Source organism: Polynucleobacter arcticus (assembly GCF_013307205.1).
GTDB lineage: Bacteria > Pseudomonadota > Gammaproteobacteria > Burkholderiales > Burkholderiaceae > Polynucleobacter > Polynucleobacter arcticus.
Map to the genome: position 1 here is coordinate 655,761 of NZ_CP028940.1, position 21,947 is coordinate 677,707.

Here is a 21,947-nt window from a genome sequence, read left to right on the forward strand (position 1 = left end):
CTCAATTAAGGACCAACAGGGGAAGCCCGATTAAAGTAAGCAAAGCCCTCTTTCATAAAAGGGTTCGTACCCAAGGCTTCAGGCGAAGTATTCGGTGGATTATCTGGACCAAGCGCCTGGTTGTAGTTCACCTTACCTCTGAAGCAACCAACGGAGTGGGGGTACTCCCTATTAAGGACATAGTGATAGGTGAACTTCCTTGTGCCATCGGGCATAGTGATTTCGGATTCAGTCCCATGACAAATATCTAAGTCTGCATTGGTCAGTTCTCTACCATCGGGTCCGCGAGGACCGGTGATTGGAAAGCCATCTAATGCAAATCCATAGACAGGAGACTGTTGACCTGAAGTACCCTGATCAAAACATTTCCAAGAATAGCTATGGTGGTGATATTGCTGATTGTAGGGGTGGCCGTAACACTGATCTGTGGGTAAGGCATTAAGGGGGTTGTAGTAGTTGCCGCTAGCATCATTCGCTTTTTCAACGTGCCATACCGCACCAGTCAATGTGATGCCCACAATTAAAGAGTTAATCGGATAGAACCCACTTTTCACTGGATTTAATGGCAAAAAAGAAACCAGAGGATATGGAGAAATTCCAATTGCGGCTGCGTTTACATATGCTGGATTGCCTGTAGCTACACTAGTACCAGCAGGGTTAGTGCCACCCGGTAAGGCCGCATAGTAAGAATAAGCAGGATCGCTAGATTGCACTGGATAAGTTCCCATCGGTGTAGAGGGCAAACCGTTACCAACAAAAAGGCGAGTGCCTTGACCAGGGAAGCCATAAACATCTTGCGTTGGAATGGTCAGCATCTGAAAAACACTACCTTGGGGATCGTATACGGTTGCATTATTCGATCCTTGAACTAAAGGAATTTTTGAAAGAGTAATGATGTTTGTACTGGTATCCGTCCAAGATGTAGCTAGTTGACTCAGAGTGGCAGGCATCTGGGCCACACCAGAAAAAATAAAATCAATGCATTGCGCATTTCTGGCGCAAGTAACATTACTTACTCCATTGGCACTGGTCACTAAGGTAGTGATTTCTGTTGATGCAGATGTGGATGTAGACGAACTATCTGATCCACCTCCACCGCAGGATACTAATATTGCCGCAGATCCCAGACATAAACTAAAGATTAGGCCTGTTTTGGTACACACCTCAGAGCGAACTGTCTTGCACGCCTCTTTGAATATTTCAATTGCCTTCAATTTCACTTGTATTCCTCAGGCATTATTTTCTAAATTGATCTGGAATTTAGCATTCAGAGGTGGCAAATAGACTGGGTAATGTGTTCACATTTGAGAAATCAATAGATAGCCGTAAACCCATGTATTAATTAGGTTTTTTAGACCACTATTAAGATACTTTTTTAGCGTTCCTATTTTTTGCAATTCAAAAGTGTCAAAATAAATGGGCTACATTGTGTTTTTCTGTGCCAAGTTGGGTCTGTTGGCGTTAAAACAGCTCTTTTAATCCGTTAGTCGCGAGTTCGAAAACGTAGTTTCGGCGCAGCCAATCTCGCCCGACCCACCATATTAAGTAGCAGCATGTAACTAGCGTCGAAAAATACTAGCCAATGATCCGCTGGACTTTTAATGCCACTTATCGACTACAAGCGGACCTTGGCAGACATGATCTCCAATATCAGCCTTTTCCGCTACCAACTACCTTACCGAAGTTAATTGCACTTCATACAATCAGCTGCCCTTGGCTACCTTCGCATCTTTTAACAAAGTATTCACTGCCTGCTGTCGACGTTGTTGCACCAGCTCTTGAGCAAGATTATTTCTCACTTGATCAAAAGGGGCTATTACAAATGGACGCACATCATCTAACTTAACTATATGCCAGCCATTATTGGTTCTAATAGGGCTTTGAGCGACCTGCCCTTTACCTAAATTAACAATAAGAGTGTCGATTGGCGGCGCCAATTGTGCTGGCAACACCCAACCCACTACCCCGCCTTTAGCACCAGAAATCTTCTCTAGTGATTTGTCTTTAGCTAGCGTTTCAAACTTTGCGCCACCATTAACTTGTTGAATGATGGCTGCGGCCTCTGATTCAGTGGCCACTTGAATTTGCGATACCTCATACTGTTTTGAGTTTTGTGGCTCCTTACTCAATGCTGCTTGACGGTCATACTCTGCCCGAACATCCGATTCTGTTACCGGATTTTGCTTGAAGTACTCTGCAAACCAGAGCTCTAACAGCGTGTTTTGTTGAGCCAACTTCAGCTTAAGGGCATTGTTATCTTTGTTTAACAATCCTGTTTTTTTAATGTCCTGTGTAATGACTTCACGAGCCACCAAATCATTGAGTAAATTTTGACGAAGCTCAGGAGAATCCTTGGCGCCATTGGCAACTGCCATAGTCACCATTTCATTTAATTGGCTGGTGTAAATTTTGCTGCCATTCACTGTTGTTAAGACGGGGCCAGACTGGGCGTAAGCGGCAATCATTGCACCGAGTAATGTCAAGGCGATCAGCGCTTTGGATAGGAGTTTGAAATACATAAAAATGACCTAAAAAAATATCAAAATAAAAAAGGGGGAAAGAAGGATGATGGCCCTAGCTTGAAGAGCCATCTTCCGCAGCTCACCAGCTGTACATTGCGCCTAATGAGCCACCAATTCCTCTAAAGCTGTAAGCGCCGTTGCCTTGCTCAAGATCAAGCGTGGCATAAGCGCTAATCTTATTGCCTAAATTGTATTTAGCGCCGCCTTTAATCACCACCATATTGCCCATGCTTGGAGTTCCATTGGAATACAAGGTTGGGCCGTAGTTTGGATTATAAGCAGCAGCCATGGTACTTGGACTCATCAGATCATGAACCCATGACACGCGTAAGAATGGACGCAATACTTCTTTATTGCTCAATTGCATATCGCCACTAATTTCCGTACCTAAGGAGACTGGTACGGCAGTATTGATATTGGAGCCATAGTAAAAGCCAGAGCCCAAACCACTGAAATACTCATTAGCCCCATTTTGGCGAATCTGGGTTGGGGCAATAGCGACAAATGGGGTGACTTGTAGGGTGCGCTTTCCTTCTGGATTGGGTAGTAAGTTGTAACCAGCCTCAACACGCGCGCTCAAAATATTACTATGCACGTTCACACCTGAGGAGGTATTGAAGTTCAAGGCTTGCAACTGACGGTTAAAGCTGCCGCTACTACCCCCAAGATAACCAATAGCCGACAGATAAGCAGACTCATGACGCGCACCAAAATAAAACGATGCGCCATAGTTGGTCGCTGATCCTGGAGTCGCTGGTGTGCTTGCGCTGCTGTACGTATAGTTGGATTGCGATACTGTCAGCGCTGCTCCGCCAATGAACTTGCCATCATTTGACTCCGCTTCAATACCGATAGATCCACCATAGACCTGATAGGCTAAGTTATTACTATTGCTAGTGCCACCAAAAGGTGTGATCCAAGTTCTGGCATCACGCGGATTACCTTGGATACTTGGCAGATTCTCACCATCTGCCGGTAAAGTACCGGTAGCTATTTGTGGCGCTACTGGAGTATTAGCTAAGCCTAACCCTGTCATCATTGCTCTAGGGTTTTTAGTGGTTGCAATAAAGCTATCGCCGACTCGCCATGAGTTCATACGATCCGATACAGTGCCTACCGCGCGTGTCACTGCCTGATAGTTTGCTTGCGGCATTGCCTGTATGGCAGAGCCAGCAAGTTGGTTATAGCCCTGCTCTAAATCACCTACTGTAGGCAGAGTGACCAACTGCGCGGTAGCTGCTTGGAAAAATCCATTGCTACCAGCAGTTTGATTTAAGCCAATCGCATTTCCCACTTGAGATGCGAATGAAGATAAACCGGCAGGAGTAAAGTTGGCAGTAGAAACTAGTTGTAAATTAGTGGGAGATTTGATAAGACTTATATCCATAATGGCAGTGCTATCAATCGTAAACGCATCATCTATTGCCAGTGTGGAAAACGCACTATTAGCCCTTATGGTCTCTGTTTGCGCCGTAGTACCCGGTTTAATCAAACCCGCATTGAGGAAATTCGCTTGTGCCTTACCTGCTAAATTGAAAGTGCCAGATTCTTCTAACATCACAAGGTCAGACAGGCCGGCATTGTGATCGAGATTAATACCCAAAATGCCAGTACTCGTCTGATTAAAGGTGCCAACAAATCTTTGAATAGAAGCCGTATTTTCCGAGCCCGAATGGCTAATGAAATAGCCCTTATTGGTAAAGGTATTACCGCCCATGAAACCTAAACCACCAACTGATGTAAACCGTGCACGCTCATGATTGATAAAACTGACATTGGCAGCGGTCGGATTGGTGATCCTACCGGCAATCGTGCCATGGTTTTGGAAATCATTGACCCCTGGGCTAAGAATTTCCACAGCTTTATCTGCTAACGCATCACCTACCAAAATGCTGCCATAGTTCACCAACTGATTGTTCGCACCATTGATTGCAATCGCTGTTCCGCCGCCAGAGGCAGATACAACACTACCAGGGGCAATCGTGATGAATGGATCGGCAGTACCGTTTACTGTACTAGCGTAAACAGCCTTTGCTCCTGTTCCTGAAACCGTAATAGAGGCATTGACGTTCACCTTCACAACACCGCCATCACCGGTGCCTGTTCCGCCGCCGTGTCCCACACTACCGTTTTCCATGTCAGTTCCACCGCCGCCGCCAACCGATTCGGCAAGAACGCCGAAGGCGTTCTTACCAGAGGTGGAGATTGGCGCATTGACGTTGACAGTAACTGCTCCACCATAACCCTTACCGGCGTTATAAGTAGGACTGACGTCATAACCAAAGCTCAATTGTCCTGAGGTCACAAAGACACCACCACCACCACCTACTGACTGCGCCAAAATACCGACTGCATTAAGACCCCTTGTAGCAATGCTCGAATTATTAGTCACGGTAACCGCGCCGCCATTACCATTACTAGAGCCACTGGGTACAGCACCAATAGCGAGATTGTCCTCATTATTGATACTGGCATTAGCATTTTTACTCACAATCGATACGTAACCACCACCACCACCTACTGACTGGGCAACGATACCAACTGAACCACTTCCTGATGTGGTGACACCGCCGCCACTTTGGGTGATATTCACTGCCCCACCATTACCTACAGCACCATTGTTGCCACCCAATGAACTTTGATTGAGGTTGATCGATCCGCCTGACGAAGTTGCCACCACATAACCACCGCCGCCACCGATGGATTGTCCAAAGATGCCAATGGAATTACTGCCGCTAGTTGATACAGAATTGGTATTCGTAATACTCACAGCGCCGCCATTACCACTAACTCCATTAGCGGTCGAGCCTGATTGATTACCACCACCTAAACTGAAATTCGCTGTGAGATGCGTACTATTCGTGGTCGTTTGTGCCACTGAGCCAATACCACCGCCACCACCAACCGATTGACCAAAGATGCCTACGGCATTATCTCCACTCGTGATCACTTGGGCTGCGTTAGTTAAGTTGGTCGTGCCACCATTGCCGCTCGTACCACCTGCACCACCACCGCCCAATGAAAATGTTGCACTTCTAGATTCCACAGAAGAGGCTTGAATGACACTCGAAGCGCTACCCCCGCCACCGCCAACGGATTGCGCCAAAATGGCAATGGCGTTTTTACCACTGGTTTGCAAAACGGTACTAGCTCCAGTTACGCTGACAGTCACAGTATTGCCATTACCGCTAGCACCACCCTCGCCACCCAGGAAAATTGATACAGAGGTGCTCCCGCTATTGGTGCTACTCGTTGAACTGGTAGATCCAGCATTACCACCACCACCGCCAACGGACTGAGCAAAAATACCAAAGGCATTATCTCCCGCTGTCGACACGCTATTGCTTGAGCTAATAGTCACTTGATTACCACTACCAGCACCGCCACCGCCCATACCTAGAGCAAAGGCTGCGCTATAAGCACCGCCGTTTGATTGAGTAGTCGATGAACCAGAGTTACCGCCGCCACCACCTACGGACTGAGCAAAGATCCCGTAACTACCAATACCGCTAGTCGTAATTTGTGAGGCATTCGTCACTGATGCTACCCCGGCATCGCCACCAGAACCGCCACTTCCACCAAGACTTGCGGCGATAGATACGCCACTATTGGCTTGAGATGAAGCGCCCCCCGCACCCGCTGTACTAGAGTTACTCGTGCCATTGTCAGAAATTGAACTCGTCGTTGCTATAGCAGAGTTATTAACAGCGCTGGCATTACCACCGCCACCACCGACTGATTGCGCAAAAATGCCGTGTGACAGTGCACCATAAGTAGTAATGAGTGAGCCAGCTTGACTACTATTTACAGTCACCGCATTTCCAAATCCCGCATTGGCATCAGAGCCTCCTAGGCCAAATGCCACCGCATTACTACCACCAGTTCCACTGGTGCTCGCTGAAGAGACGCTGTTACCGCCGCCGCCGCCGACCGATTGAGCAAAGATGCTAGATGAGTTATTGCCATAGGTCTGCAAGTTACCCGTGTTATTGACAGTTACCGTACCAGCATCACCACTGGTGCCAGCGTTACCACCGAGTGCTAATGAAACACTGGTCTTACTACCATCAGCGTTACTAGTGGCAGAACCACCACTACCACCGCCGCCACCAACAGACTGTGCGAAGATGGCCGCTGAGTTATCAGATAAGCCAAGAGCGAGGCGTTGCGAAGACAGTGCTGCAGTAGATGCATAACCAGTCTGAATCACGCCGCTGTTCGTTACCGAAACATTATTAGCAAACCCGCCGCTAACACCATAACCGCCAACTGTCAGGCCGACTGCTGTGCCATTGTCTGATCCCGCTTGGCTACTATTTTGGCCAGATGCAGAGTTACCAGCAACAGATGAGTTAGCTGTATTGGAAGTTGTTGGCGTACTCGAGCCGCCTGCTCCTGCAGAACTGCTCCCCGAAGAAGTAGGTGCCGCTGCAACGGTGGAAGACGTGCTGCTCGATCCCCCGTTACCACCACCGCCACCTACTGACTGGGCAAAGATACCATTTGAATTAATCCCTTGTGTCACGATCGTGTCCGTATTGGTCACGCCAACACCTACATCAGCCACGCCAGCAGTACCAGAACTACCGCCGGTGCCACCCCAGCCTCCCAAAACCAAACTGACCGCAGCAGCGCCGCCCGCATTGCTTGTTGAACTGGTAGAGCTTGAACTACCACTGCCACCACCGCCACCAACCGATTGCGCGAAGATACCACTGGCGAGGTCACCAGCAGTCATAATCGAACCGGAATTCGTCACCGCTACTGTGCTAGCGGTACCTCCGGCACCACCAAAGCCACCGACTGAAAGAGCTGCTGAATATTTGCCACCATCGGCGCCAGACGTACTAGAGCCGCCAATACCACCACCGCCACCAATCGATTGTGCAGTAATACCATTCGCTTGGGCGCCTGACGTATTAATGATGCTACTGCTAGCAACCGTCACTGCATTACCCGTACCGGAGTTACCACCAAAACCACCAACGGCCATCGATGTAGAAACACCACTATCAGGTGCTGTATCACTGGTTGTTGGTTGAGGCGTACTATTTGAGCTGCTGCTGCTCGAGGTATTCGTCTGCACCAGATTAGTTGCAAGATAAGTGGCTGCTTGGCTACCAACGCCAGTTAAGCCATTAATCTGTGCCCCCACGACGGAAGTTAATCCATTCGTATTGCTACCTGGACTGGTGCTCACTTGGGTAGTTGCTACTCCACCATTACCACCACCGCCGCCAATAGACTGGGCAATGATAGCTGTCGATTGTTGTCCGGTAGTGGTGAGTGTGCCACCTGAGTAAACATTCACCTGATTCGCATTACCGCCATTGCCACCCCAGCCACCGAGCGAGAATCCAACGCCATAGTTGTTGCTAGTAGTGTTACTTTGGGTCAATCCGCCATTACCACCGCCACCGCCAATCGATTGCGCCAAAATTGCAGGTGCACTCATACCATCAGTGGTAATGGAGCCTGTTGACTGATTTTGATTGCTATACACGTTAACAACACCATTGCTGTTGGCGCCATACGCACCTTGACCACCGATCGATAGGGAAATAGATCCTTGACTGGCAATCGCATTCGATATCGCATTACCACCGTTGCCACCGTTACCGCCAATCGATTGCGCCACAATACCTGCAGCTTGATCATTGGTAACACCAGTTGTTGAACTGTTTGGGTTTGCCGTACTAATGTTACCGGTCTGGGTAATCGTTACACCTTGAGAGGTACCGTTATAAGCACCAGATCCACCGACGGTTAAGTCGAACGTACTTTCATTACCAGTCCACTCCTGGCCCCCAACAGCAAAGCTGATGCTATTGCTGCCATTACCACCAGCGCCACCAATGGACTGACCTAAAATACCAATACCGTTCAAGCCGTTAGTGGTGATATTTTGAAGGGTGTTAATCTCCACCCCGCTTGCAGTTCCACCAGCCCCGCCAGTAGCGCCTACGTTGATCGCAACAGCACCGCCCCATACAGAAGCACCTTCATTGACAGCTGTCCCACCATTACCACCCGACCCACCAATACTTTGCGCTACAAGACCGAGGGATTGATTACCGGCCACACTGATAATGCCGCTGTTATATAAAGAAACTGCACCACTTCTACCACCATCACCGCCAGCCCCACCAATCCCTACGCTAATAGTCGAACCCTTAGAATGGCCCAGTCCTTCACTAATACCGCCATTACCGCCTACGCCACCAATACTTTGCGCGAGGATACCGGTAGATTGAGATTGAGCGGTCGTAATAGCGTTGTAGTTATTGACAGTGACGGTATTGGCAGTGCCGCCCGATCCACTACCGCCGCCCAAAGACAGCTCCGCACTACCATCTTCGGCCATTGAACCAGCATAAGTACTACCACCGTTACCGCCACTACCGCCAATGGATTGGGCAATGATGCCCAGTGACAACATTCCTTTGGTAACGATGATGGCGCTATTGTTCACATTCACTGTGTTGGCTGAGCCACTACTTGAACCATAACCACCGACACTCACCGCAACAGATTTCGAGTCTGCAATAGAGGGACCAACAGCAATACCACCATTACCGCCACTACCACCAATGGATTGGGCGACAATACCGGAAGATTGATCTCCAGTTGTGGAAATAGTGACACCAGAACCTGTGCTGACGTTAACAGCCCCTGCGGCACCACCAGCACGACCGTCACTGCCTATGTTCGCGGTTGCATTTACACTCTCTGAAGCAGTGCCCGAGAAACTAGAGCCTGCATTACCACCGCCACCGCCAATCGATTGAGCCAAAATGCCAGTGGCCAATAGCCCGTTCGTACTAATCATGTAGTTTCCAGAAGCTGGGTTATTGACATTGACAGTAGTTGTATTAGCGTAACCAGCACTGCCACCGCTTCCAGATAAGGTAACCGTTGCTGCTATTGGATCTTCGGAAGCAGTTAAAGACACAGCTCCTGCGATGGCATTGCCGCCTGCACCACCAGACCCACCAATGGATTGGGCAACAATACCGCCGGACTGATCACCATTTGCAGTAATACCTGCCGAGTTTGTGACTGTTACTACATTAGCAGTAGCACCACCCCCGCCACTACCCCCAACACTGACAGCTAATGCGGCTGAACCGTCATCCTCCTCTGAATTGACTAAAAGTGATCCTGCGACAGCCATACCGCCGTTACCACCTGAGCCGCCAATACTTTGCGCAAGAATTGCTGATGACATAGCGCCATTGACAGCCAGTGCTACGCTATTCGTGATATTGATTACACCTGACGCGCCACCACCTCCACCGCTTCCACCCACGCTGCTGGTAAAACTAAAGTCGCCGGTAACAGAACCGCCAGCCGCTAAGCCGCCATTACCACCATTACCACCAATGCTCTGAGCAATAATGGCTGAGGATAAGGGGCCTGTGGTACTAATAGCACCTAAACTTGCGTTCGTTACCGTGACATCACCAGCACCACCGCCGCGCCCACCCGAACCAGCAAGGTTAAATCCAAGAGCCCCATTAGCACCAACGATTGCGCCAACAGAATAGCCACCGTGGCCACCGCTACCGCCGATTGACTGAGCCAATATGCCAGGATTGTTACCTGCTGCAACCACTCCCGAATCACTGGCATTGACAAATGCGCTGGTGTTATTTGTTGTGATTGATCCATAATTGTCCACAGTCACCGTTTTAGCAGTACCGCCCGCAGCTCCAGCGCCACCAATAGACAGATCTGCTGAGATGCTAAGACTGAGACTGCCTGCGCCACTAAGCCCACCATTACCGCCACCTCCGGCAATCGCTTGCGCCAGAATTGCAGCGCCACCGCCGCCCTGAGTAAGTAAGCTACCTTTATTCGTAAGCGAAATGTCATAGGCGAATCCACCACTCGTACCAGCGCCACCAACACTCACGTCGCCACTAAATTCCATGCCGGCACTACCTGAAATGTCAAAACCCCCATTACCGCCTCCGCCGCCAATGGATTGGGCTATCAGCGCGCTCGCTGCCGAACCCGAAGTAGTAATGGGGCCCTCGTTGGTCAAGGTAACCGGACCCCCGACGCTTCCCCCTCCGCCACTCCCTCCTACACTGAGGGCTAAACTGGCAACGCCACCGCCTGAAAGCGCAATGCTGGCACCACCACTACCACCACCACCACCAATAGTCTGCGCTAAGATACCGTGTGACCTTGCACCAGTGGTAGTAATTGAGCTGTGATCCCACACACCGCTATTACTTTGATTCTCAACCGTTACCCTGTCGCTGTCACCGCCCGAGCCGCCGGTACCGCCGATACTCAAAGATGCTGAATAGGAGCCGCTATAGCTACCAGAAACAGCCACTCCACCGACGCCGCCGCCACCGCCCGTCGAGTTGGCAATTAAACCAGGGGAATCACTTCCAGAAGTAGAAATATTGACGCCGGCAGTTGCAGCATAAACATTGCCACCGCCACCGCCATTACCTCCTGAACCACCAAAAGCGGTAGACAGTGATGCTTCGCCGCCGGAGGCAATTTGAATTGCATAACCGCCGTTACCGCCGCCGCCGCCCAAAGATTGGGCAAGTATGCCGGGCGAGCCTACGCCTGAGGTAGTAATCAGCGCGCCAGGTGCTGGACTCCCCGCAGTGAAATAAATAGTACCGCCAGTCGCTGAAGCGCCCCCTGATTGCGTTGGCGTGTTGTAGCAAGGGAGTACATACGATACGTTAGTAGAAGATGTGCAGTTAACCCCAACCGGGCCGCCGCTACCACCCGTGCCACCCTGACTACCCGCACTGGCTCCAAAACTAATGATAGCTGCGCCCGATGTCGACATTGCGCCGCCGCCAGAACCGCCGCCACTGCCAATCGATTGTGCCAAGATGCCTGCAGAATTGGGTTCGGTCGTCGTGATGCTATTGCTGTTAGCAACCACAATTTCACTACCGCTACCTCCACTACCTCCAGACCCGCCTACTGCCACAGTAAACGAAACAACGGATAAAAAACTAGAGATGCCCATCCCTCCGACACCGCCACCGCCTCCAACGGATTGAGCAAGAATACCGAATGCACCACCATTGGTGCTTGCAGTATTTGATAAGCCGTAACCCGTATTAATCCTGCCGGTGTTATTGACAGACACTGCTGCGCCATCGCCACCACCGCCACCAGTACCGCCGATGGCAACAATGCCTTGAGCCATGCCTCCACTGCCACCGCCGCCACCAATACTTTGCGCATAAAGCCCCATAGATGATGCGCCGGTTAAAGTGATGTCACCTAAATTTGAGAGTGTGATCGACCCACCTGTGGCTGCCTGTCCACCATTTGCTCCTAAAGAAATCAATCCTGCTGAAGCTCCAGCAGAGCCCCCAGACCCACCTACCGATTGGGCATTAATGCCGAAGCCGCCGACCATTGCGCTTGTTAGAGTTCCCTGATTGCTAACAGAAATCGAGTCGGCGGAGGCGCCATTTCCACCGTTACCGCCACCGCCTCCACCAAAAATACCGCCTGCAGAATCGCCGCCGCCGCCGCCTGTGCCACCCATACTTTGAGCAAAAATGGGAATTGATAAAGCGGATTGAATGTTTCCAGAGTTAGCAACCGTCACAGTGCCACCCACGCCTCCATAACCGCCTCCGCCACCAGCGCCAGGTGCAATGACACCGGTAGTGTTACCACCTCGACCGCCATTGCCCCCATAACTCTGGGCAAAAATTCCGTAACTGCCAGCCGTATTTCCCGCTACGAATGAAGTGGTATTTGATACATACACTGCACCGCCAGATGCGCCATCACCCCCGACACCCGCATCACCATTCTGATTATTTCTGCCACCATCTCCGCCATTGCCTCCGCCAGAAACTGCATAAATTCCAGTAGAAGAGAGAGTTGTAGATGAAACAGCGCCGTTGACAAACCAAGCGTTAACCGGGGCAGCAGTACCACCAAGAACGCCGTTTGCAGCGTGGTATCCGTAACAATTTGCATCCGTATTGGCACCGCCATCTCCACCCCGACCACCTGTGGCCAAAGCATAAACTCCAGTACCGTAACCACTAGAGGCCAAATTACCTTGATACACGTCGAGCGGGTTTGGTGATCCGGTAGAACCATAAAAGCCATTACCGGCTTGGCAACTAGTACCATTCATCTTGTTGCCCTGTTGCCCATTAGCCCCAATCGAGGTTCCAGAACCCATGTACGGCGTATTGGTAGTTGGTGCCACCGGTTGCGCAAACACATTCGAAGCGCTCAGTACTAAACCAAAAAAGGCAGTAGAAACAATGCCTGATTTCAATACCTTTAACTCCCGATTTTCTTGTAAGGATTTCAATACATTTTTCATATATGAGCTCAAGCGAAACGAGAGCCGGCCCATCTCTGGATGAAATACAAAGATGGGTCTTCTCAACGATGCAAAAATATTGCTAATAGGGTAATTACTCAAAAGGCTCTAAGAAAGTATTTGAAGATTCAGTTAACGACGAATTGGGGAAGTCGGGGAGGCCACATTTTGATAGAGGAAGCCCTCTTTCATAAAAGGATTCGTACCAAAATCTCCCGGTGGCGTGTTCGGCGGATTGTCAGGCCCAAGCGCCTGGTTGTAATTCACCTTGCCTCTAAAGCAACCGACTGAGTGTGGATACTCTCTATTGAGTACGTAGTGATAAGTGAGTTTCTTTGTGAATCCGCCGCGTCCATCAGGAATGTCGAGTTCGGATTCTCTTCCATGACAAATATCTAAATCTGCATTGGTCCATTCCTTACCATCAGGTCCGCGTGGACCAGTGATTGGAAAGCCATCTAATGCAAATCCATAAACAGGAGACTGCTTACCAGATGTACCCTGGTCAAAGCATTTCCAAGAATAGCTATGGTAGTGATATTGCTGGTTGTAAGGATGACCGTAACACTTGTCATTTGGTAAAGCATTTAGAGGGTTGTAGTAATTTCCGCTAGCGTCATTTGCTTTTTCTACATGCCATGCTGCGCCAGTTAGCGTAATACCCACAATTAAAGAATTGATTGGGTATGCCCCGCTCACTACAGGATTTAAGGGAATACGCCCCTCCAACGGGTAAGGAGAAATTCCAATCGCAGCAGCATTGACATATCCTGTTGGCGGCTGGCCTGTGGCTGGAGTAGTACCAGCAGGGTTCACACCGCCAGGTAAGGCCGCATAGTAAGAATAGGCAGGATCATTAGGCTGGACTGGATAATTTCCCATCGGAGTGGTGGGCAATCCGTTACCAATAAATAGTCGAGTGCCCTGACCAGGAAACCCAACAACATCTAGCGCTGGATTGGTGGACATCTGAAAAACGCTACCTTCTGAAGAAAATGCAGTTGCACTATTTTCCCCTTGAACAAAAGGAATTTGTGAAAGCGTAATGATGTTTGTACTGGTATTCGTATACGGTGTAGCTAGCTGGCTTAGGGTTGTCGGCATCTGGGCCACACCGGCAAAAATAAAATCAATGCATTGAGCATTTCTTTGGCAAATGACATTACTTACTCCGTTAACACTTGTCACTAAAGTAGTAATTTCTGTCGATGCAGATGAAGATGTAGATGAGCTATCTGAACCACCCCCTCCACAGGATGCTAATATTGCTGCGGACCCAATGGATAAGCTAAACACTAAACCTGTTGTGGTAAATACTTTAGAGCGCGCTATCTTGCATGCCTCTTTAAGTGGTGCGATTGTCTTGAATTTCATTTTCACTCCTAGTGCATTCATTTCTATTCGTTAAACCCATCGACCATCTAGATAGATCACGATTGCTTTTTAAATTCGTAACAAATTTAGCATCTAGGGCTGGCAAATCGGCTCAGCAATATGTTCACATCTCAGTAAGCAATATCCAGCCGTAGACCCCTATACATATTGGGTTTACTGGACTACCACTAGGATAATTTTTTTGCGTTCCCTTTTTGCATTTCAAAAGGGTTGAAATGAATAGGCTGTATCGTGTTTTTCCGTGTTAAATTGAGTCTGTCGGCGTTAAAACAGCTCTTTTAATCCGTTGGTCGCGAGTTCGAATCTCGCCCGACCCACCAAGCATTACTAAGCCTCGCTTCTGCGGGGCTTTTTTATTGCTTACAGTTCCGTCAAAAATAACTCTTAAAGGCATGCTTTAGGGTCATTTATTAGTTATGAAATCAATCCTAAATCTACTAAAATGACTAAATGCCAGTAAAGCTTGCCACTCAACAACATTTTCGCCAATACATTGCTTCCAACGCTATGGCCTCCGCTCGCATCGAAGGTATTACCCTGACTGAGCAGTTTCAGAAAAGCCTAGCTGATTATGTGTCTGACAAAAAGAGCATTGCAGAACTGATAAAAGAAGCTAAGCAACGTTATGCTATAAATCCAGTCAGATGACACCTGCAATGAGTAAAAAAATTATTATTATTGCCGGGCCTAATGGGGCCGGTAAAACAACTTTTGCCAAGAACTTTTTGCCCAAAGAGGCGCTTACATTTCGCTTTATCAATGCCGATCTGATTGCTGCTGGTTTGGCTCCATTTAATCCTGAATCTGTTTCATTTAAAGCTGCGCGCTTAATGCTAAATGAGTTAGACGAATACACCAAAGCTGGTGAGAGCTTTGCCTTTGAAACAACTTTATCCGGAACCCATTACCTTCAACGTATTGAGGAGTGGAAAGATTTGGGCTATGCCATAAAGCTCTGGTTTATTGCACTAAGCTCCCCTGAATTAGCCATTTCTCGTGTAGCAGAGCGTGTGGCTCAAGGAGGACACAATATTCCTGAAGAGGTTATTCGTAGGCGTTACAAAGCGGGATTGGATAATCTATCTAAATATCAAAAAGTTGTAAAATCATGGGTATTGTTAAATGGTGACAAAACACCACCCGAACAAATAAATCAAGGTTAGCCATGACTATTCCGAACAAGGACATTCGCAATTCTCTGGATCCCGATATCGCCGGATCCTACTATGCCATGCAACGAGCGGGTCAAGCAGCAATCGACTTAGCAATCCAGACTAATACAGCAATCGTAACTACTGTTGATGGCAAGATTGTTCGGATCACAGCTGCTGAGCTGATTAAACAGCGCCAACTCAGCGCCTGAGAACCGTTGGTCGCGAGTTCGAAAACGTAGTTTCGGCGAAGCCAATTTTGCCCGACCCACCAAGCGGCAAATGAGTCCGCTGATCTCTCACTATAGTGAGGGGCTAACAATCCCTCAGTCTTTGAATAGCCCCAACACCCTAAAGCAGACAGATCCGCATTTCTACATTAAAGTTGGATTAGGAACGACCCCATTGATCACAACACCAACAAGAATAAGGTGGCACTGCCGATGTCTAATCTTCACAATCTTTTGGATAAATTTAAGCTGATTTCCCAAAAAAATATTACCCATTATGACCAGAATGCCGTTTCTTATGATGAGGGCACGCAAGGTCATGATGTCAGTCAAAATATCCACGCCCTACTAAGAGCCATCCAAACTGAGCCGCCTTTTCAGATTCTTGATTTTGGATGTGGCCCGGGAAGAGACATGCAGACCTTGACTAAGCTTGGTCATATCGTTACCGGTCTTGAAGGAAGCCAACAAGCCGCTCAAATAGCCAGAACGAAAAGTGGTTGTGAAGTAATGGTGCAAGACTTTTTCAACTTAAATTTGCCAGAGAATACCTTTGATGGCATTTTTGCTAATGCTTCACTATTCCATGTACCCAATCATCTGTTACCCAAAGTACTGGGTGATTTACGGGCTTCTTTAAAACCCAATGGCATTCTGTTTAGCTCAAACCCTAGAGGGAATAACCAAGAAAGTTGGTACGGAGATCGCTTTGGTTCGTATCACGATCTAGAAGGCTGGAGATCTTTTATGACAAATGCAAAATTTACCGAAGTTGAACACTACTATCGACCCAGCGGAGTGCCATTTGAACAACAGCCCTGGTTAGCGAGTGTTTGGAGAAAATAATACTCAAAGCATGAATGGTAGGACAGGACGGAATCGAGCTGCGGATGTAATGGTTTGTAATGGTTTGTAATGGTTTGTAGCCCCGATTGGACCGGCACAAAAAAAGACGCCGAAGCGCCTTTTTTATTTACGTCAACATCTTAGTATTACTTAGGCATCAACACGGTATCAATGGCATGGATTACTCCATTGTCAGCAACGATATCGGTCTTTAAGATCTTTGCATTATTGACCATCAGGACGCCATTTTTGTCAGCGATCGTGATTGATTCACCTTCCAGAGTTTTGACTTTCCCTGGCTTGACATCCTTGGCCATCACTTTTCCTGCCACTACGTGATAAGTCAGCACTTTAGTGAGCTGAGCTTTATCTTTTAATAGGGCATCTAACTTTGCTTTAGGGATTTTTGCAAAGGCTTCGTCAGTTGGGGCAAATACAGTAAATGGACCCGTACCTTTAAGAGTGTCCACTAAATCGGCAGCTTTGAGAGCAGCAACTAGTGTCTTAAAATTACCTGCATCAATTGCGGAATTGACAATATCGGCTGCCTGGGCAGAAGTAATGGCCAATGCGAGGACTACTGCTGTGAGAAGTTTTTTCATTTTATTTTATTTTCCAGAAATTTTAGATGGTTTTTTTGTTGTCACTTAAAGTGATTACTTAGGCATTAAAACTGCATCAATCACATGTATTACGCCATTGTCAGCAACAATATCGGTCTTAGTAACATTGGCTGAATCAACCTTCACTTTGCCATTGTCAACAGTAACGGCAATATCATCGCCCTGAACTGTTTTGCATGGGCCTGCTTTGACATCATGAGCCATTACCTTACCTGAGACCACGTGATAAGTCAGAACCTTGGTCAGTGCCGCTTTATCCTTTAGCAAGGCATCCAATTTCTCTTTGGGTATCTTTGCAAAGGCCTCGTCGGTAGGTGCAAATACGGTAAAGGGGCCTGGGCCTTGTAGAGTAGAAATCAAATCGGCTGCCGTTAGTGCAGTTGCCAGAGTTTTAAAGTTACCTGCTGCAATAGCTGTATCTACGATATTAGTCATCATTTTTTCCAATTCATTAGGTTATTTAGTTTTTGATAAGGTCAACGCAAAAATCATTGTGTTGGAAGATCATCTTAGGGGTCGGAGATCATTTTTCATGTCTGCCAACAGACATAGTGAGTCATTTTTTGGTGCTCGAAGTGGGCGCTTTAAGAAAAACCACCCGAAGGTGGTTTTGATGTTTCTTGCTAGCTCGAGGCTGAATCAAAGCACAGACAAAGGGTATTTCAATGCCCTGCTCTAAGGTCTGCTATTGGTCGATTAGATGCATCAAAGAGACCACACAAAAGAAAACCTCCAGCCTGTAACAGCCGGAGGTTAGCTCCACAATTACAGCAGTAAGTATTACTGCGCCGGCTGTGTAATCGTATCTGCATCCATTGTGATCGCAGTCTGGGATAGCAACCTGCCATTCACCGTCGAATTTGCCCCAATGATTGCGGTAGTTCCAGTCAATACCACACCGCTAAATGAAGAGGATGCTCCAACCGAAAGCGATGTTTGTATTTGCCAAAATACGTTCCGACTTACCGCGCCACCAGTCAAAAGAACCTGACTAACTGCCCCAGTGGTCACACCTCCAGCAACTTGTATGATCCATACGTCATTTGGGCCACCATTTAATGTCAGGGTTGTATTTGCCAATAAGTTTAAGCTAACAGGAGAGCTATATAGTCCGGGAGCAAGAGTCAAGCCACTTAGATCTGAGCTAGCTAGAATAATAGGATTAGGACGTCCAGCCGCATCGTTGTATGCGGTAAGCATATCGTTTGATGCACTGACGATAAACACAGGCGTAGGATCAGCATAGTCAACAGCATAGACATTGCCTGTTACTTGGGGTGCTGTTGCGAATGCCCCACCCGCTGGTAGTGTCAATGTAAATCCAGTAGTAATTGCCGTTGAAGTCACACTTGGCCCCACACCTACGTCACCTGTAATTGCCGAGTCTGGACTACTGGACATGCCCGAATCAGCAAACAGTACAAAACTACCTACATTGCCCAACGCTACAGGTGCTGGTCCTGCACCGGCTACAGTGACAGTTACCGTATAGCTTGCAGTAGATAAATCAGCCGCAGTGACTACATATGCCACTGGATTGGTAAAGTTATTGATCGTTGCTCCACTTGCCTGGGTAACACCCGATATTGAGACGCTCGACCCCGTTGTATTGAAGGAAGCAATCAATGCATTAACAGCAGTTCCAGAAGGCATGGCTACGACGATATTTTGTGTTGCCTGATTGATCGTGCCAGAAACTCCATTTAAGGAATAGCTTGTTAATGCTTTTGAGGTGGCTGCGGCAACTATTACAGTTACTGAATAGGTTTCAGTAGATGAATCGGCTGCAGTAACCAGATATGACACTGGATTAGTAAAGTTATTACTAGTTACACCACTGACCTGAGGAGTACTGGCTATTGTGATGCCTGAACCTGTAGCGGTGAATGTCGCAGTTAATGCATTTAGAGATGTGCCCGTAGGCATCACGACATTGATCGTTTTAGCCACGCTATTAATTGTGCCGACAACACCATTTAAGGAATAGTTTGTGATTGCTTTTGCTGTCATCGATGCCGCCGTTACCGTAACCTGGTAAGTGGTGGTGGCACCATTTGCGGCAGTCACCACATAAGCTACTGGCGTAGTAAAGTTATTGCTAGTTACACCACTGACCTGAGTGGTCCCACCTACTTTAACGACTGATCCCGTAGCAGTGAATGTGGCAATCAAGGAATTTAAAGGTGTACCATTTGGCACAGTCACCGCAATTGAGTTCGTGGCTTGATTAACGGTACCAGTTTGACCATTAATTGAAAAAGCAGCGATTGATGAAGCAGAGCCGGCTGTACTTCCACCCCCTGATGCAGAATCACCGCCACCGCCACTACATCCAACTAGACTGACGCTGACCAAGAGTGTTAATGCGGTGCTGATGCACCCCCAATAATAGTTTTTAGCTTTCATATATGTCCTCAAATAACATAGTGCAACACGTTGTCCTAAGTTGTAATTTAGGGCGGATATTTGAGTTTGTATGTGCGCTACTAAACATAGCGGATTTTTCTGGATAGACGATATCTATCTAAACACCAATAGAATTTCTGATCCCTCTTTATTGGGAATTTCAGTCATCTGAAGAAATTGAATTGATTAGCTAGCGCCTCTCAGAAAGCAGTCGTTAAGAGTCAATAAGTAAGGACCGGCTATCCGTTGCATTGGTGAACTACTAGAAGGCGGGGTCTGTTGAAAACCACTCAATCAGCTTGCTTACCAGCCTCTAAACTAGAAGAGTATTAATCGGAGATAGATAAGGACGGGAAAACGTAGTCCTCTTCTTTAAATACCTTTATGCAAGCAGCTACTACCTCAGGATCAAACTGTTTACCACTGCCCTTAGTGATTTCTTCTAGTGCGACATCGATACCCTTGCCTTTGCGGTAAGGCCGATCCGATGACATCGCCTCGACTGTATCCGCTACGCCAATAATTCTGGCTTCCTGACAAATGCTGTCCCCCTTAAGACCATTGGGATAGCCGCTCCCATCCAGTCTCTCATGATGCTGAAGCACTGTTTGGGCAATATTCCATGGAAAGTGAATATTTTTGAGAATATCGTATCCAGCCTGCGCATGATTTTGTAGCATGGCTATCTCAAAATTGCTTAATGCAGTTGACTTAATCAGTATTTCAGCAGGTATCGATATTTTCCCGATGTCATGCAATAACGCTGCCATCCGGACACCCTCTAAGGAATGCCAAGGAATATTGAGCATATTTCCGATAGCTACAGACAAACTTGCCACCCGTTTTTGATGACCCGAGGTATATGGATCGCGAGCAACAATTACATTCGATAATGCCTCTACCATCTCACCCATCGAAGTATTGACCGAGTGCAGGTACTCAAGCCGCTCAGCTGCTAATAGTTTTCGGTCCGTAATATCGCGAATATTACATTGAATAACACGCTCGCCATTGACCCCATAAGCATTGCTAACCACCTCTACATTAATCAGGTGGCCATCTTTAGCCCTTAAAGGCAGATCTTCATAGCGGAGATATCCAGCATCTTGGAGAACCGCAAAGGCTTTGAGGGCGGCAAGTCTGTCAACTACAGCACCGATTTCCCACAACTCCTTGCCAATCAACTCTTCCCGACTAAACCCGAGCAAATTGACGATAAAGGGGTTCGCATCCTGAATGATCCCCGTGAGGAAGTCCAGAATCAATATTCCATCTTGAGCGGACTCAAAAAGACGTCGATAACGAAGTCCAGATTGCCTCAGTAAATCAGCAGCATTCTTTTTATCTGTCATAGATGTTTTGGCAAGCTTTGAAAAGAATTAACCTTCATTACCTTAGTGTATACCCTTGATATATTAGAGCAATAATATTTCAAATATTAGATATTTTGATAATATTAATAAAGTTATTTATCTACTAACAACAGGATAAAAATGCAGCTTGTCTTGGCACTTTATTGCGTAACCCTGCTATGCGAGGTAGCAACGGTATTTATCCTGTTTTTAATATTTAAAAAATCAATGAGGGCCTTACGTTGGGCTTGGCTAATGCTTGCAACTGGCATTTGCATGATGTCAGTCCATAGGGCAGGGTTAATCCTCAATATTATTCAGTCTGAACACTATGATTTAATCGATGCAGTCTTTTCTTTACCAATAGCAGCATGCTTGCTCTTGGGAGTTTTAGGATTAAATAAGTTGCTATTAGTGCTAGAAAATGAGCAGTTACTCATAGAAACATTGGCCCAATTCGATCCATTAACCAATAGCTATAGTCGAAGCCAGATTTTGTATCGCATCAGCGAAGAAATTCAGCGCTGCACTAGAAGTCAACGTAGCTTCTCTTTATTGGAAGTGGACATTGACCACTTCAAACGTGTAAATGATAAATTTGGTCACCCTGTTGGTGATGAAATATTAATCGGCTTGGTAAGGCACCTGAAGGAAGTGCTTCGCAGCGGAGACTCCCTAGGTCGCATCGGTGGTGAGGAATTTTTAATTCTATTGCCCGAAACCGATAGTCAAGGAGCTGCTCAACTCGCAGAGCGACTGCGAGCGCACATCGAGAGCACGGTCAATCAAACTGCAGCTTCGGGACCAATTAAGATCACGATTAGTATTGGCATTGCTACCTTTGAAACAAAGAATTCTTTAAATACTCCGCGCGGGATTATTTTGAATGAGATTGTTGGAAAGGCAGATATAGCAATGTATGAAGCAAAAAATCAGGGGCGAAACCGAATTGCAATCTACAAAGACTCTCAGAATCGCGCCAGCTCCTCGTAATACATTTTCCTGATAAAGTAAAAATATTAAGGCTGATCCAGCCTTTTACAGCAAACTCATAGCCCTAAGTTAGAGAAAAAATAAGAT

The 21,947-nt window shown here is 47.4% G+C and carries 15 protein-coding genes; 7 read left to right on the forward strand and 8 right to left on the reverse strand.

Annotation, left to right across the window (positions count from 1 at the left end; genetic code table 11):
* Positions 1-5: 5 nt before the first annotated feature.
* Positions 6-950 (reverse strand): YHYH protein, encoded by a 945-nt coding sequence (locus DN92_RS03360; protein ID WP_173959928.1) that lies wholly within the window; start codon positions 948-950, stop codon positions 6-8.
* Positions 951-978: 28 nt separating this feature from the next.
* On the opposite strand from DN92_RS03360, the gene DN92_RS03365 reads away from it, so the two are divergent.
* Positions 979-1,284 carry a hypothetical protein gene (locus tag DN92_RS03365; protein WP_173959929.1) on the forward strand — a complete coding sequence of 102 codons (306 nt, stop codon included), beginning with the start codon at positions 979-981 and terminating at the stop codon, positions 1,282-1,284.
* A 419-nt stretch (positions 1,285-1,703) separates the two neighbouring features.
* Here DN92_RS03365 and DN92_RS03370 read toward each other — a convergent pair whose 3' ends face one another.
* From DN92_RS03370 to DN92_RS03380, 3 genes are all read right to left on the reverse strand, one after another.
* On the reverse strand, positions 1,704-2,519 hold the full coding sequence (locus DN92_RS03370; protein ID WP_173959930.1) for a peptidylprolyl isomerase: 816 nt from the start codon (positions 2,517-2,519) through the stop codon (positions 1,704-1,706).
* An 82-nt stretch (positions 2,520-2,601) separates the two neighbouring features.
* Complete coding sequence (locus DN92_RS03375) at positions 2,602-12,864, reverse strand: autotransporter outer membrane beta-barrel domain-containing protein (RefSeq protein WP_173959931.1); 10,263 nt, start codon at positions 12,862-12,864, stop codon at positions 2,602-2,604.
* 132 nt (positions 12,865-12,996) lie between these two features.
* Positions 12,997-13,968 carry a YHYH protein gene (locus DN92_RS03380; RefSeq protein ID WP_173959932.1) on the reverse strand — a complete coding sequence of 324 codons (972 nt, stop codon included), beginning with the start codon at positions 13,966-13,968 and terminating at the stop codon, positions 12,997-12,999.
* A gap of 52 nt (positions 13,969-14,020) precedes the next feature.
* On the opposite strand from DN92_RS03380, the gene DN92_RS03385 reads away from it, so the two are divergent.
* The 5 genes from DN92_RS03385 to DN92_RS03405 all read left to right on the forward strand — a co-directional run bounded on the left by DN92_RS03385 (position 14,021) and on the right by DN92_RS03405 (position 16,486).
* Entirely contained in the window at positions 14,021-14,272 is a 252-nt protein-coding gene (locus DN92_RS03385; RefSeq protein ID WP_173959933.1) for a hypothetical protein, read from the forward strand.
* 437 nt (positions 14,273-14,709) lie between these two features.
* Complete coding sequence (locus DN92_RS03390; RefSeq protein ID WP_173959934.1) at positions 14,710-14,907, forward strand: antitoxin VbhA family protein; 198 nt, start codon at positions 14,710-14,712, stop codon at positions 14,905-14,907.
* A complete protein-coding gene (locus tag DN92_RS03395) occupies positions 14,904-15,422 on the forward strand; it encodes an ATPase (RefSeq protein WP_173959935.1) in 519 nt (172 codons plus the stop codon). The genes DN92_RS03390 and DN92_RS03395 overlap by 4 nt, the downstream gene beginning before the upstream one ends.
* A gap of 2 nt (positions 15,423-15,424) precedes the next feature.
* Complete coding sequence (locus tag DN92_RS03400; RefSeq protein ID WP_173959936.1) at positions 15,425-15,622, forward strand: hypothetical protein; 198 nt, start codon at positions 15,425-15,427, stop codon at positions 15,620-15,622.
* Positions 15,623-15,853: 231 nt separating this feature from the next.
* Complete coding sequence (locus tag DN92_RS03405) at positions 15,854-16,486, forward strand: class I SAM-dependent methyltransferase (RefSeq protein WP_173959937.1); 633 nt, start codon at positions 15,854-15,856, stop codon at positions 16,484-16,486.
* A gap of 146 nt (positions 16,487-16,632) precedes the next feature.
* Here DN92_RS03405 and DN92_RS03410 read toward each other — a convergent pair whose 3' ends face one another.
* The 4 genes from DN92_RS03410 to DN92_RS03425 all read right to left on the reverse strand — a co-directional run bounded on the left by DN92_RS03410 (position 16,633) and on the right by DN92_RS03425 (position 20,867).
* On the reverse strand, positions 16,633-17,088 hold the full coding sequence (locus DN92_RS03410; protein ID WP_173959938.1) for a fasciclin domain-containing protein: 456 nt from the start codon (positions 17,086-17,088) through the stop codon (positions 16,633-16,635).
* Between the two features lie 54 nt (positions 17,089-17,142).
* Positions 17,143-17,544, reverse strand: a complete 402-nt coding sequence (locus DN92_RS03415; RefSeq protein ID WP_254598329.1) for a fasciclin domain-containing protein — start codon at positions 17,542-17,544, stop codon at positions 17,143-17,145.
* A gap of 345 nt (positions 17,545-17,889) precedes the next feature.
* Positions 17,890-19,515 carry an ice-binding family protein gene (locus tag DN92_RS03420; protein WP_173959940.1) on the reverse strand — a complete coding sequence of 542 codons (1,626 nt, stop codon included), beginning with the start codon at positions 19,513-19,515 and terminating at the stop codon, positions 17,890-17,892.
* A 329-nt stretch (positions 19,516-19,844) separates the two neighbouring features.
* Positions 19,845-20,867 (reverse strand): HD-GYP domain-containing protein, encoded by a 1,023-nt coding sequence (locus DN92_RS03425; protein WP_173959941.1) that lies wholly within the window; start codon positions 20,865-20,867, stop codon positions 19,845-19,847.
* A gap of 228 nt (positions 20,868-21,095) precedes the next feature.
* On the opposite strand from DN92_RS03425, the gene DN92_RS03430 reads away from it, so the two are divergent.
* Complete coding sequence (locus DN92_RS03430; RefSeq protein WP_217426046.1) at positions 21,096-21,860, forward strand: GGDEF domain-containing protein; 765 nt, start codon at positions 21,096-21,098, stop codon at positions 21,858-21,860.
* Positions 21,861-21,947 lie beyond the last annotated feature (87 nt).